We start from the raw sequence: 13505 nt of genomic DNA, 5'->3' as shown, positions 1-13505 counted from the left end.
CAGGACCGGAGCGAGGGCATGCCGAGCCTGGGCGAGGCACCGAACGAAAGGGGCAAAAGCGCTTTGGTTACTTTGGCGCTTTTCCAAAGTGACCCGCTGTAAGAGCGGAACCGTCAGCCGGCGCAACCGAAGAAACGGATATGTACACAACCATAGAGCCCGGTCGGCCCTCAGGCCGCCGCGTCACTCAACGTCAGGCACAAACAAAAACGGCCCCTATCTAAATAGAGGCCGTTCCCGGTACAGCTCAAGACGTTATCGCAAGACAGGTCTTATTCGCGGTCTTCCAGCTTGGTGATATCACGCGACTCGTAGCCAGTGTACAGCTGACGCGGACGGCCAATCTTGTACGGGCTGGAGAGCATTTCTTTCCAGTGGGAGATCCAGCCGACGGTCCGCGCCAGGGCGAAGATCACGGTGAACATGCTGGTCGGAATGCCGATCGCCTTGAGGATGATCCCCGAGTAGAAGTCGACGTTCGGGTACAGCGAGCGTTCGATGAAGTACGGGTCGGTCAGGGCGATTTCTTCCAGGCGCATGGCCAGTTCGAGTTGCGGATCGTTGGTGATGCCCAGCTCTTTCAGCACTTCGTCGCAGGTTTGCTTCATGACGGTGGCGCGTGGGTCGCGGTTTTTGTAAACCCGGTGACCGAAGCCCATCAATTTGAACGGATCGTTCTTGTCCTTGGCCTTGGCGATGTACTTGTCGATGTTCGAAACATCGCCAATCTCGTCAAGCATGGTCAGAACGGCTTCGTTCGCACCGCCGTGGGCAGGGCCCCACAGGGCAGCGATACCGGCGGCGATACAGGCGAACGGGTTGGCACCCGACGAACCGGCCAGACGTACGGTAGAAGTCGACGCGTTTTGCTCGTGGTCGGCATGGAGGATGAAGATCCGGTCCATGGCCTTGGCGAGTACCGGGCTGATCGGTTTGATCTCGCACGGGGTGTTGAACATCATGTGCAGGAAGTTTTCCGCGTACGACAGGTCGTTGCGCGGGTACATCATGGGTTGGCCCATGGAGTACTTGTAAACCATTGCGGCCAGGGTCGGCATCTTGGCAACCAGGCGGATCGCGGAGATTTCGCGATGCTGCGGGTTATTGATGTCGAGGGAGTCGTGGTAGAAGGCCGAGAGGGCGCCCACTACGCCGCACATGACGGCCATCGGGTGGGCGTCGCGACGGAAGCCGTTGAAGAAGGTCTTCAACTGCTCGTGAACCATGGTGTGGTTCTTCACGGTGCCTACGAACTGGGCCTTCTGCTCTGCGGTCGGCAATTCGCCGTTGAGCAGCAGATAGCAGGTTTCCAGGTAGTCCGACTTTTCAGCCAGCTGTTCGATCGGGTAGCCGCGATGCAGCAGAATGCCGTTGTCGCCGTCGATATAGGTGATCTTCGACTCGCAGGAGGCAGTCGACATGAAACCAGGGTCAAAGGTGAAACGGCCCGTGGCCGTCAGGCCCCGAACGTCGATAACATCGGGACCAACGGTGCCGGTTAAAATGGGCAGCTCGACGGGGGCTGCGCCCTCGATGATCAACTGCGCTTTTTTGTCAGCCATGTGGCCTCCTATTTATGCTTGAAATCATCAGACAGACCCCCCACGCAGGGCCCGCACCACTATAGTGAGATAAATTCGAATGTCAATTTGCCTAAAGTCTTGCTCCAGAAGGCTTTAACCGGACTTTTTCCTCGAAATTGACTGCCATTTACGCCTTTTATCTGACTTGTGCAATCAGCTATTAGGGGAAGGTGAACGCGTTGTCATTAGTAGCCTAACTGTCTATACTCGGCCACCGACCGCCAGGGGCTTTTGGGCCTGCTTTATTGGGGGTCGCATCCCTGGGTGGTGGTTACCTGACCAGTGCACTCCCCAACAACTTTGCCCTGATTGTTAGGGGCTCTTCAGTGTGAAAAAAAAGCCGTGAAAAGCCAACGACCTGTAAACCTAGACCTAAGGACCATCAAACTCCCCATCACCGGCGTTACGTCGTTTCTTCACCGTGTTTCCGGCATCATCCTCTTCCTGGGCCTTGGCTTCATGCTGTATGCATTGGGCAAGTCTCTGGGTTCCGAGGAAGGTTTTGCCGAGGTGAAGGCATGCTTGACCAGTCCGCTGGCCAAGTTCGTAGCATGGGGCCTCCTGTCCGCTCTTCTGTATCACCTGGTAGCCGGTGTGCGCCACTTGATCATGGACATGGGCATCGGCGAGACGCTTGAAGGCGGCCGCCTGGGCTCGAAAATTATCATCGCCGTTTCCGTGGTGTTGATCGTTCTGGCAGGAGTTTGGATATGGTAACCAGCGTTACGAACCTTTCGCGTTCGGGCCTCTATGACTGGATGGCGCAACGTGTGTCTGCGGTTGTTCTCGCGGCTTATTTCATCTTCCTGATCGGATACCTCGCGGCGAATCCAGGCATTGGCTACGACCAGTGGCATGCCCTGTTCGCCCACAACGGGATGCGTATCTTCAGTCTGCTGGCCCTTGTGGCCCTGGGCGCTCACGCCTGGGTCGGCATGTGGACCATCGCGACCGACTACCTGACGCCGATGGCGCTGGGCAAGTCCGCGACTGCAGTACGTTTCCTTTTCCAGGCAGTATGCGGCGTTGCGATGTTCGCTTACTTCGTCTGGGGTGTGCAGATTCTCTGGGGTATCTGATTCATGGCTAACATTCCAACGATTTCTTTCGACGCCATCATCATTGGTGGTGGCGGTGCCGGCATGCGCGCTGCGCTGCAACTGGCACAGGGCGGTCACAAGACTGCGGTGATCACCAAGGTTTTCCCGACCCGTTCGCACACCGTGTCGGCCCAGGGCGGCATCACTTGCGCCATTGCGTCTGCCGATCCGAACGATGACTGGCGCTGGCACATGTACGATACCGTCAAGGGTTCCGACTATATCGGTGACCAGGACGCTATCGAATACATGTGTCAGGAAGGTCCAGCAGCGGTATACGAACTGGACCACATGGGTATGCCGTTCTCGCGTACCGAACAAGGTCGTATCTATCAGCGTCCGTTCGGTGGTCAGTCCAAGGACTACGGTAAAGGTGGCCAGGCCGCCCGTACCTGCGCCGCTTCCGACCGTACCGGTCACGCGTTGCTGCACACCCTTTATCAGGGCAACCTGAAAGCTGGCACCACGTTCCTGAACGAGTACTACGCTGTTGATCTGGTGAAAAACCAGGAAGGCGCATTCGTCGGCGTGATTGCCATCTGCATCGAAACCGGTGAAACCACCTACATCCGTGCCAAGGCCACCGTACTGGCCACCGGCGGTGCAGGTCGTATCTACGCTTCGACCACCAACGCCCTGATCAACACCGGTGACGGCGTTGGCATGGCGCTGCGTGCCGGCGTACCGGTACAAGACATCGAAATGTGGCAGTTCCACCCGACTGGCATCGCCGGCGCCGGTGTACTGGTCACCGAAGGTTGCCGTGGTGAAGGTGGTTACCTGATCAACAAGCACGGCGAGCGTTTCATGGAGCGTTATGCTCCGAACGCCAAAGACCTTGCCGGTCGTGACGTTGTTGCCCGTTCGATGGTTAAAGAAATCATCGCCGGCAACGGTTGCGGTCCGAATGGCGACCACGTAATGCTCAAACTCGACCACTTGGGCGAGGAAGTGCTGCACAGCCGTCTGCCAGGTATCTGCGAACTGTCCAAGACTTTCGCACACGTTGACCCTGTTGTTGCTCCGGTTCCGGTCGTTCCTACCTGCCACTATATGATGGGCGGCGTTCCGACCAACATTCACGGTCAGGCAATCACCCAGAACGACGAAGGCGTCGACGAAATCATCCCTGGCCTGTTCGCAGTGGGTGAAGTGGCGTGCGTATCGGTTCACGGTGCCAACCGTCTGGGCGGCAACTCGTTGCTCGACCTGGTGGTATTCGGCCGCGCTGCCGGCCTGCACCTGGAAAAAGCGCTGACCGACGGTATCGAATACGATGACGCCACCGACGCCGACATCAACGCGGCCCTGGCACGTCTGTCCGCTCTGAACGAGCGTACCGAAGGTGAGGACGTGGCAACCCTGCGTCGCGAACTGCAAAACTGCATGCAGAACTACTTCGGTGTGTTCCGTACCGGCGAATACATGCAGAAGGGTATTGCTCAGCTGGCTGATCTGCGCGTGCGTATCGCCAACGTCAAGATCAACGACAAGAGCCAGGCGTTCAACACTGCGCGTATCGAAGCGCTGGAACTGCAGAACCTGCTGGAAGTGGCCGAAGCCACTGCCATCGCTGCAGAAGTGCGCAAAGAGTCCCGCGGTGCTCACGCCCGTGAAGACTTCGAAGACCGTGACGACGAAAACTGGCTGTGCCACACCCTGTACTTCCCGGGTGACAAGCGCGTTGCCAAGCGTGCTGTGAACTTCTCGCCGAAGACTGTTCCGACTTTTGAACCTAAGATTCGGACTTATTAAGGGTGGCCGTCATGTTGCAAGTCAGTGTTTATCGTTACAACCCTGATCAGGACGCTGCGCCGTTCATGCAGGAATTCCAGGTTGATACCGGTGGTAAAGACCTGATGGTGCTGGACGTGCTGGCCCTGATCAAAGAGCAGGACGAAGGTTTCTCCTATCGTCGCTCTTGCCGTGAAGGTGTTTGCGGTTCCGACGGCATGAACATCAACGGCAAGAACGGTCTGGCGTGCATCACGCCGCTGTCTGCCGTCGTAAAACGTAACAAGTTGATCGTTCGTCCGCTGCCAGGTTTGCCGGTTATCCGTGACCTGGTCGTCGATATGAGCATCTTCTACAAGCAATACGAAAAGGTTAAGCCATACCTGCAGAACGACACGCCGGCTCCGGCCATCGAGCGTCTGCAGTCCCCTGAAGAGCGTGAAAAGCTCGACGGTCTGTACGAGTGCATCCTGTGCGCTTGCTGCTCGACTTCGTGCCCGTCCTTCTGGTGGAACCCGGACAAGTTCCTGGGTCCGGCTGCTCTGCTGCAAGCCTATCGCTTCCTGGCAGACAGTCGCGACAACAAGACATCCGAGCGTCTGGCTTCGCTGGATGACCCGTTCAGCGTATTCCGCTGCCGGGGCATCATGAACTGCGTCAACGTTTGTCCGAAAGGCCTGAACCCGACTAAGGCCATCGGTCACATCCGTAACATGCTGCTGCAAAGCGGCGTGTGATTCAGCTGCTGTAACCCGGCTGTTGTAAAAGTTGTACCGCTGTACCCGTAGATGCTACGGCGCAGGCTTCAACCGGCGCCGTAGTTTTAACCTGGGCAGCAGCTTATAAGGCTGCGGCTCTTATTTTGAAGAAATGAGACAAGCAGGGGCATCCGGGCTGGTACCCGGACTATCAGCGTGATCCTAAGTGGCTTGTTTTAGTCGCTGCATTCGGACTTCTGCAAGTTTTCTCGGTGTCGACGCCGGTGGTGTTCCCCTAACCGAGGGTGACCAAGCATGCAAGAAAGCGTGATGCAGCGCATGTGGAACAGCGCCTACCTATCCGGTAGTAACGCTGCCTATGTGGAAGAGCTCTACGAGCTCTACCTGCACGACCCTAACGCTGTGCCAGAAGAGTGGCGCACCTACTTCCAGAAGTTGCCTGCTGATGGCAACACTGCCACCGATGTTTCGCACTCCACAATTCGCGATCATTTCGTCTTGCTGGCAAAGAACCAGCGCCGCGCCCAACCGGTTTCCGCCGGCAGCGTGAGCAGTGAGCACGAGAAGAAGCAAGTTGAAGTGCTGCGATTGATCCAGGCCTACCGTATGCGTGGCCACCAGGCAGCCCAGCTTGACCCGCTGGGGCTGTGGCAGCGTCCTGCACCTGCAGACCTGTCAATCAATCATTACGGCTTGACCAATGCCGATCTTGATACGACCTTCCGTGCCGGCGACCTGTTCATCGGCAAAGAGGAGGCGAGCCTACGCGAAATTCACGAAGCGTTGCAGCAGACATATTGCCGCACCATCGGCGCTGAATTTACGCATATCACCGATTCCGAGCAGCGCCAGTGGTTCCAGCAGCGTCTGGAAAGCGTGCGAGGCCGTCCGACGTACTCTGTCGATATCAAGAGCCACCTGCTTGAGCGCGTCACCGCCGGCGAAGGCCTGGAAAAATACCTCGGGACCAAATACCCGGGTACCAAGCGTTTCGGTCTGGAAGGCGGCGAGAGCCTGATTCCGATGCTCGACGAGCTGATCCAGCGTTCCGGTTCTTACGGCACCAAGGAAATCGTGATCGGCATGGCCCACCGTGGCCGTCTCAACGTGCTGGTCAACACCTTCGGCAAGAACCCGCGCGAGCTGTTCGACGAGTTCGAAGGCAAGAAGAAGGTCGAGCTGGGTTCCGGTGACGTTAAGTATCACCAGGGCTTCTCGTCCAACGTGATGACCACCGGCGGTGAAGTTCACCTGGCCATGGCGTTCAACCCTTCCCACCTGGAAATCGTTTCCCCGGTGGTCGAGGGTTCGGTTCGCGCCCGTCAGGATCGTCGTAACGACCCTACCGGCGAGAAGGTTCTGCCGATCTCCATCCACGGTGATGCGGCATTCGCCGGTCAAGGCGTGGTGATGGAAACCTTCCAGATGTCGCAGACCCGCGGTTTCAAGACCGGCGGTACCGTGCACATCGTGATCAACAACCAGGTCGGTTTCACCATCAGCAACCCGCTGGATTCGCGCTCCACCGAGTACGCGACCGACGTTGCGAAGATGATCCAGGCGCCGATCCTCCATGTGAATGGTGATGATCCGGAAGCCGTGTTGTTCGTGACCCAGCTGGCCATCGACTACCGCATGCAGTTCAAGCGTGACGTGGTGATCGACCTGGTCTGCTACCGTCGTCGCGGTCACAACGAGGCCGACGAGCCTAGCGGCACCCAGCCAATCATGTATCAGCAGATCACCAAACAGCGCACCACCCGTGAGCTGTATGCCGATCGTCTGACCCAGGGCGGTGTGCTGGACGCAGAGCGTGTTCAGGCGAAAGTCGACGAATACCGCAATGCGCTGGACAACGGTCTGCATGTGGTAAAAAGCCTGGTCAAAGAGCCGAACAAAGAGTTGTTCGTGGATTGGCGTCCGTATCTGGGCCACGCCTGGACCGCGCGTCACGACACTCGCTTCGATCTGAAAACCTTGCAGGAACTGTCCGCCAAGCTGCTGGAAATTCCGGAAGGCTTCGTGGTTCAGCGCCAGGTCTCGAAAATCTACGAAGACCGTCAGAAAATGCAAGCCGGCGGCCTGCCGATCAACTGGGGTTACGCCGAAACCATGGCGTACGCGACCCTGGCGTTCGAAGGTCACCCGATTCGCATGACGGGTCAGGACATCGGTCGCGGTACGTTCTCGCACCGTCACGCTGTCTTGCACAACCAGAAAGACGCGGGTACCTACGTTCCGCTGCAAAACCTGTACAAGGGCCAGCCACGTTTCGACCTGTACGATTCGTTCCTGTCCGAAGAAGCCGTGCTGGCGTTCGAATACGGTTACTCGACCACCACGCCTGAGGCGCTGGTGATCTGGGAAGCCCAGTTCGGCGACTTCGCCAACGGTGCCCAAGTGGTTATCGACCAGTTCATCACCAGTGGCGAGCACAAGTGGGGCCGTCTCTGCGGTCTGACCATGCTGCTGCCGCACGGTTATGAAGGTCAGGGTCCGGAGCACTCTTCGGCTCGTCTGGAGCGTTACCTGCAGCTGTGCGCCGAGCACAACATTCAGGTAGCCGTGCCGACTACGCCAGCTCAGATCTACCACTTGCTGCGTCGTCAGGTGATTCGCCCGCTGCGCAAGCCGTTGATCGTTCTGACTCCGAAGTCGCTGCTGCGTCACAAACTGGCCATCTCGACCCTGGAAGATCTGGCCGAAGGTTCGTTCCAGACCGTTATCCCGGAAATCGATGCCCTGGACCCGAAAAAGGTCGAGCGCGTTGTTCTGTGTAGCGGCAAGGTCTACTACGACCTGCTGGAAAAACGCCGTGCCGAAGGTCGTGATGACATCGCCATCGTGCGTATCGAGCAGCTGTACCCATTCCCTGAGGACGACTTGAACGAAGTCCTGGCTCCGTACACCAACCTCAAACATATCGTTTGGTGTCAGGAAGAGCCGATGAACCAGGGTGCCTGGTACTGCAGCCAACACCACATGCGCCGCATCGTTGGCAATCACGACAAGTCTCTCGTACTTGAGTACGCGGGCCGTGATGCTTCTGCTGCACCTGCTTGTGGTTATGCATCGATGCACGCTGAGCAGCAGGAACAACTGCTGCAAGACGCCTTTACTGTTTAACGCCTTCGCGCACCTGAAACCGAATTTAAGGACCCACAGATAATGGCTATCGAAATCAAAGCCCCCACTTTCCCGGAATCGGTTGCCGATGGCACCGTTGCCACCTGGCACAAAAAACCGGGCGACGCCGTCAAGCGCGACGAACTGATCGTCGACATCGAAACTGACAAAGTCGTACTGGAAGTGTTGGCCACCGCTGATGGCGTGCTGGGCGCTATCGTCAAGAACGAAGGCGACACCGTTCTGTCCGACGAAGTTCTGGGCTCCATCGGTGAGGGCAGTGCTGCTGCCGCTCCAGCCGCCGCTGCTGCACCTGCTGCCGCTGCCGCTGCTCCTGCCGAAGCGGGCGAAGACGATCCTGTTGCTGCACCGGCTGCTCGCAAGCTGGCTGAAGAAAACGGCATCAACATCGCTTCCGTTGCCGGCACTGGCAAAGGCGGTCGTGTGACCAAGGAAGACGTTGTTGCTGCTGTAGCTGCCAAGAAAGCCGCTCCGGCTGCCGCACCTGCCAAGGCTGCTGCTCCTGCCGCTGCTGCTCCAGTGTTCGCTGCCGGCGATCGCATCGAGAAGCGCGTACCGATGACCCGCGTGCGGGCCACCGTTGCCAAGCGTCTGGTTGAAGCTCAATCGAACATGGCGATGCTGACCACTTTCAACGAAGTCGACATGACCGAAGTCATGGCCCTGCGTTCGAAGTACAAGGATCTCTTTGAGAAGAGCCATAACGGCGTGCGTTTGGGCTTCATGTCGTTCTTCGTGAAAGCGGCCACCGAAGCACTGAAACGCTTCCCGGCTGTCAACGCGTCGATCGACGGTGCTGACATCGTTTACCACGGCTACGCTGACGTCGGTGTTGCTGTTTCCAGCGACCGCGGCCTGGTTGTACCGGTTCTGCGTAACGCCGAACTGATGAGCCTGGCTGAAATCGAAGGCGGCATCGCCACCTTCGGCAAGAAGGCTCGTGACGGCAAGCTGTCGATGGACGAAATGACCGGTGGTACGTTCACCATCACCAACGGTGGTACCTTCGGTTCGATGATGTCGACTCCGATCGTCAACCCGCCACAAGCGGCCATCCTGGGCATGCACAACATTCTGCAGCGTCCTATGGCGATCAACGGCCAAGTCGTTATCCGTCCGATGATGTACCTGGCTCTGTCCTACGATCACCGTTTGATCGACGGCAAAGAAGCTGTGACCTTCCTGGTTACCATCAAGAACCTGCTGGAAGACCCGGCTCGTTTGCTGCTGGATATCTGATTTCGTTGCACGGGCCGCTCAGTGATGGACGGCCCTTCTGTAATGACCAGCTTCGTCCCACGACGGTCCCCAAAAGGGGCCGTCCGGTTTGATTCGAGAAGGAATGACACATGACTCAGAAATTCGACGTGGTAGTGATTGGCGCGGGCCCTGGCGGCTACGTGGCTGCCATTAAAGCAGCGCAATTGGGCCTCTCCACTGCCTGCATCGAGAAATACACCGACAAGGAAGGCAAACTGGCCCTCGGCGGTACTTGCCTGAACGTCGGCTGCATTCCATCCAAGGCGCTGCTGGACAGCTCCTGGAAGTTCCACGAAGCCCAAGACGGCTTCGCGATCCACGGTATCAACCACGCTGGCGTGACCATGGACGTGCCAGCAATGGTCGGCCGTAAAGCCAACATCGTCAAAGGCCTGACCTCCGGCGTTGCGACCCTGTTCAAAGCCAACGGTGTGACCTCGATCCAGGGCCACGGCAAACTGCTGGCCGGCAAGAAAGTCGAAGTCACCAAGCCTGACGGTTCGGTAGAAATCATTGAAGCCGAGAACGTGATCCTGGCTCCAGGTTCGCGTCCGATCGACATTCCACCGGCTCCGGTCGACCAGAATGTGATCGTCGATTCGACTGGCGCGCTGGAATTCCAATCGGTTCCAAAACGTCTGGGCGTGATTGGCGCTGGCGTGATCGGTCTGGAGCTGGGTTCGGTCTGGTCCCGTCTGGGCGCAGAAGTTACCGTTCTCGAAGCGCTGGACACCTTCTTGATGGCCGCTGACGCTGCCGTTTCCAAGGAAGCGCTGAAAACCCTGACCAAACAAGGTCTGGACATCAAGCTGGGCGCTCGCGTTACCGGTTCCAAAGTGAACGGCGACGAAGTCGTTGTGAACTACACCGATGCCAACGGCGAACAGAACATCACTTTCGACAAGCTGATCGTAGCCGTTGGTCGCCGTCCGGTGACCACTGATCTGCTGGCTGCCGATTGCGGCGTGACCCTGGACGAGCGCGGTTTCGTGCACGTTGACGATCACTGCGCCACCACCGTACCGGGTGTTTACGCCATCGGTGACGTGGTTCGCGGCATGATGCTGGCACACAAGGCCTCGGAAGAGGGCATCATGGTCGTCGAGCGCATCAAGGGCCACAAAGCCCAGATGAACTATGACTTGATCCCGTCAGTTATTTATACTCACCCGGAAATCGCATGGGTCGGCAAAACCGAGCAGACCTTGAAGGCTGAAGGCGTTGAAGTTAACGTTGGCACCTTCCCGTTCGCAGCCAGTGGCCGTGCCATGGCAGCCAACGACACCGGCGGTTTCGTGAAAGTCATTGCCGATGCCAAGACTGACCGCGTATTGGGCGTCCACGTGATTGGCCCGAGCGCTGCAGAACTGGTTCAGCAGGGCGCGATCGGTATGGAATTCGGCACCAGCGCTGAAGACCTGGGCATGATGGTTTTCTCCCATCCGACCCTGTCTGAAGCCTTGCACGAAGCAGCTTTGGCTGTGAATGGCGGCGCCATCCACATCGCCAACCGCAAGAAGCGTTAAGACAATAAGAAACCACGGCGGTACGGCCCGTCGTGAGCCTTGCATGCAAGACTCACCGCGGAATGTCCGCTGGACGCAGTCTTGCGTAGCTGCACCGGGGTAACTGGAAAGCTACGCAAGCAGCAGTCACAGGTGGTGCGGCACCAGAACGGTGCAGCACCGAATGCGCAGTACCTAACGAAGACGGTAATAAGCATGAATCTTCACGAGTATCAGGGTAAGCAGCTGTTCGCTGAGTACGGCCTGCCAGTTTCCACCGGCTACGCAGTAGACACCCCGGAAGCAGCAGCAGAAGCTTGCGACAAAATCGGCGGCACCGAGTGGGTTGTCAAAGCCCAGGTCCACGCTGGTGGTCGCGGTAAAGCGGGCGGCGTAAAGCTGGTTCGCAGCAAAGAAGACGCCAAGGCATTCGCTCAACAGTGGTTGGGCAAGCGTCTGGTGACTTACCAGACTGATGCCAATGGTCAGCCAGTCACCAAGATCCTGGTTGAATCGTGCACTGATATCGCTAAAGAGCTGTACCTGGGCGCTGTCGTTGACCGTTCGAGCCGTCGCATCGTGTTCATGGCTTCCACCGAAGGTGGCGTGGACATCGAGAAAATCGCTCACGACACCCCTGAGAAAATCCTCAAGGCCACTATCGATCCACTGGTTGGCGCTCAGCCATTCCAGGGTCGCGAGCTGGCATTCCAGCTGGGTCTGGAAGGCAAGCAAGTTGCTCAGTTCGCCAAGATCTTCGTAGGTCTGGCCAAGCTGTTCAAGGATCACGACCTGGCTCTGCTGGAAGTGAACCCGCTGGTGATCAAGGCTGACGGCGATCTGCATTGCCTCGACGCCAAGATCAACATCGACGCCAACGCCATGTACCGTCAGCCTAAGCTGAAGACTTTCCACGATCCGTCGCAAGACGATCCGCGCGAAGCGCACGCTGCCAAGTTCGAACTGAACTACGTAGCACTGGAAGGCAACATCGGTTGCATGGTCAACGGTGCTGGCCTGGCCATGGGTACCATGGACATCGTCAACCTGCATGGCGGCAAACCAGCCAACTTCCTCGACGTGGGCGGCGGTGCTACCAAAGAACGCGTTACCGAAGCGTTCAAGATCATCCTGTCCGACACTAACGTCGCTGCAGTATTGGTCAACATCTTCGGCGGCATCGTTCGTTGCGACATGATTGCCGAAGGCATCATCGGCGCTGTGAAAGAAGTCGGCGTGAAAATCCCGGTTGTTGTTCGCCTTGAAGGCAACAACGCTGAGCTGGGCGCTAAAGTACTGGCAGAAAGCGGTTTGAACATCATCGCTGCTACCAGCCTGACCGACGCTGCTCAACAAGTCGTTAAAGCTGCGGAGGGCAAATAATGAGCGTCCTGATCAATAAAGACACCAAAGTTATCTGCCAGGGTATTACCGGTTCGCAAGGTAGTTTCCACACCCAGCAAGCCATCGAATACGGCACCAAGATGGTTGGTGGTGTAACTCCAGGCAAAGGCGGCACCGAGCACCTGGGTCTGCCAGTGTTCAACACCGTGAAAGACGCTGTAGCTGCCACTGGCGCCACCGCCAGCGTGATCTACGTTCCAGCTCCTTTCTGCAAGGACTCCATCCTGGAAGCAGCATTCGGCGGCATCAAGCTGATCGTTTGCATCACTGAAGGCATTCCTACCCTGGACATGCTGGATGCCAAGGTCAAGTGCGACGAGCTGGGCGTAGTCCTGATCGGTCCTAACTGCCCAGGCGTGATCACTCCAGGCGAATGCAAGATCGGCATCATGCCAGGTCACATTCACTTGCCAGGCAAGGTCGGTATCGTTTCCCGTTCCGGCACCCTGACCTACGAAGCTGTGAAGCAGACTACTGACGCCGGTTTCGGTCAGTCGACTTGCGTCGGCATCGGTGGTGACCCGATCCCGGGTTCGAACTTCATCGACATCCTGAAGCTGTTCCAGGAAGACCCGAAGACGGAAGCGATCGTGATGATCGGTGAGATCGGCGGTTCGGCTGAAGAAGAAGCGGCTGCCTACATCAAGGCAAACGTGACCAAGCCGGTTGTTTCCTACATCGCTGGTGTGACTGCCCCTGCAGGCAAGCGCATGGGCCATGCTGGCGCAATCATCTCTGGCGGCAAAGGCACTGCAGACGAGAAGTTTGCTGCCCTGGAAGACGCAGGCGTTAAAACCGTGCGTTCGCTGGCAGACATCGGCAAGGCTTTGTCCGAGCTGACCGGTTGGGCGATCAAGTAAGCCTCGCGCTTAACTGACGCTTCACCAAGCAAAGGCCACCTTCGGGTGGCCTTTGTCGTTTCCGGGATTTGGGTTTGCGGGACGGGCCTCTTCGCGGGCAAGCCTCGCTCCTACAGATTTACGTCGTTCACCCGAACGGCCTATTACCTGTAGGAGCGAGGCTTGCCCACGAAGGCTTTCTTACAGGCACCCA

The 13505-nt window shown here is 57.7% G+C and carries 10 protein-coding genes; 9 read left to right on the top strand and 1 reads right to left on the bottom strand.

Annotation, left to right across the window (positions count from 1 at the left end; genetic code table 11):
- Window positions 1-272 precede the first annotated feature (272 nt).
- Complete coding sequence (gltA, locus tag PMI18_RS18530; RefSeq protein WP_007898998.1) at window positions 273-1562, bottom strand: citrate synthase; 1290 nt, start codon at window positions 1560-1562, stop codon at window positions 273-275.
- A 363-nt stretch (window positions 1563-1925) separates the two neighbouring features.
- Between gltA and sdhC the strand changes: the two genes are divergently transcribed.
- The 9 genes from sdhC (at window position 1926) to sucD (ending at window position 13312) form a co-directional block, all read left to right on the top strand.
- A complete protein-coding gene (sdhC, locus tag PMI18_RS0129475) occupies window positions 1926-2300 on the top strand; it encodes a succinate dehydrogenase, cytochrome b556 subunit (protein ID WP_015096190.1) in 375 nt (124 codons plus the stop codon).
- The gene (gene sdhD, locus PMI18_RS18535; RefSeq protein WP_007898993.1) at window positions 2294-2662 is read left to right on the top strand and encodes a succinate dehydrogenase, hydrophobic membrane anchor protein; all 369 of its coding nucleotides are present in this window, start codon (window positions 2294-2296) and stop codon (window positions 2660-2662) included. Before sdhC ends, sdhD begins: the two co-directional genes overlap by 7 nt.
- Window positions 2663-2665: 3 nt before the next feature.
- A complete protein-coding gene (sdhA, locus tag PMI18_RS18540) occupies window positions 2666-4438 on the top strand; it encodes a succinate dehydrogenase flavoprotein subunit (protein ID WP_007898991.1) in 1773 nt (590 codons plus the stop codon).
- An 11-nt stretch (window positions 4439-4449) separates the two neighbouring features.
- Window positions 4450-5154 (top strand): succinate dehydrogenase iron-sulfur subunit, encoded by a 705-nt coding sequence (locus PMI18_RS18545; RefSeq protein ID WP_007898989.1) that lies wholly within the window; start codon window positions 4450-4452, stop codon window positions 5152-5154.
- A 276-nt stretch (window positions 5155-5430) separates the two neighbouring features.
- A complete protein-coding gene (locus tag PMI18_RS18550) occupies window positions 5431-8262 on the top strand; it encodes a 2-oxoglutarate dehydrogenase E1 component (protein WP_007898987.1) in 2832 nt (943 codons plus the stop codon).
- 42 nt (window positions 8263-8304) lie between these two features.
- A complete protein-coding gene (gene odhB, locus PMI18_RS18555; RefSeq protein WP_007898985.1) occupies window positions 8305-9522 on the top strand; it encodes a 2-oxoglutarate dehydrogenase complex dihydrolipoyllysine-residue succinyltransferase in 1218 nt (405 codons plus the stop codon).
- Window positions 9523-9632: 110 nt separating this feature from the next.
- Window positions 9633-11069: a dihydrolipoyl dehydrogenase gene (gene lpdA / locus PMI18_RS18560; protein ID WP_007898983.1), complete on the top strand. Its 1437-nt coding sequence runs from the start codon at window positions 9633-9635 to the stop codon at window positions 11067-11069.
- Window positions 11070-11264: 195 nt separating this feature from the next.
- Window positions 11265-12431 carry an ADP-forming succinate--CoA ligase subunit beta gene (gene sucC, locus PMI18_RS18565; protein WP_007898980.1) on the top strand — a complete coding sequence of 389 codons (1167 nt, stop codon included), beginning with the start codon at window positions 11265-11267 and terminating at the stop codon, window positions 12429-12431.
- Window positions 12431-13312 carry a succinate--CoA ligase subunit alpha gene (sucD, locus tag PMI18_RS18570; protein ID WP_007898976.1) on the top strand — a complete coding sequence of 294 codons (882 nt, stop codon included), beginning with the start codon at window positions 12431-12433 and terminating at the stop codon, window positions 13310-13312. Before sucC ends, sucD begins: the two co-directional genes overlap by 1 nt.
- Window positions 13313-13505: the final 193 nt, after the last annotated feature.

Origin of the sequence: Pseudomonas sp. GM102 (assembly GCF_000282555.1) — a bacterium.
Taxonomy (GTDB): domain Bacteria; phylum Pseudomonadota; class Gammaproteobacteria; order Pseudomonadales; family Pseudomonadaceae; genus Aquipseudomonas.
This window is presented reverse-complemented; position numbering and strand designations above follow the sequence as displayed.

Coding starts and splice junctions, on each gene's coding strand:
- odhB (WP_007898985.1), top strand. CDS start 8,305: ATGGCTATCGAAATCAAAGCCCCCACTTTCCCGGAATCGGTTGCCGAT.
- PMI18_RS18545 (WP_007898989.1), top strand. CDS start 4,450: ATGTTGCAAGTCAGTGTTTATCGTTACAACCCTGATCAGGACGCTGCG.
- sucD (WP_007898976.1), top strand. CDS start 12,431: ATGAGCGTCCTGATCAATAAAGACACCAAAGTTATCTGCCAGGGTATT.
- sucC (WP_007898980.1), top strand. CDS start 11,265: ATGAATCTTCACGAGTATCAGGGTAAGCAGCTGTTCGCTGAGTACGGC.
- lpdA (WP_007898983.1), top strand. CDS start 9,633: ATGACTCAGAAATTCGACGTGGTAGTGATTGGCGCGGGCCCTGGCGGC.
- PMI18_RS18550 (WP_007898987.1), top strand. CDS start 5,431: ATGCAAGAAAGCGTGATGCAGCGCATGTGGAACAGCGCCTACCTATCC.
- sdhA (WP_007898991.1), top strand. CDS start 2,666: ATGGCTAACATTCCAACGATTTCTTTCGACGCCATCATCATTGGTGGT.
- gltA (WP_007898998.1), bottom strand. CDS start 1,562: ATGGCTGACAAAAAAGCGCAGTTGATCATCGAGGGCGCAGCCCCCGTC.
- sdhD (WP_007898993.1), top strand. CDS start 2,294: ATGGTAACCAGCGTTACGAACCTTTCGCGTTCGGGCCTCTATGACTGG.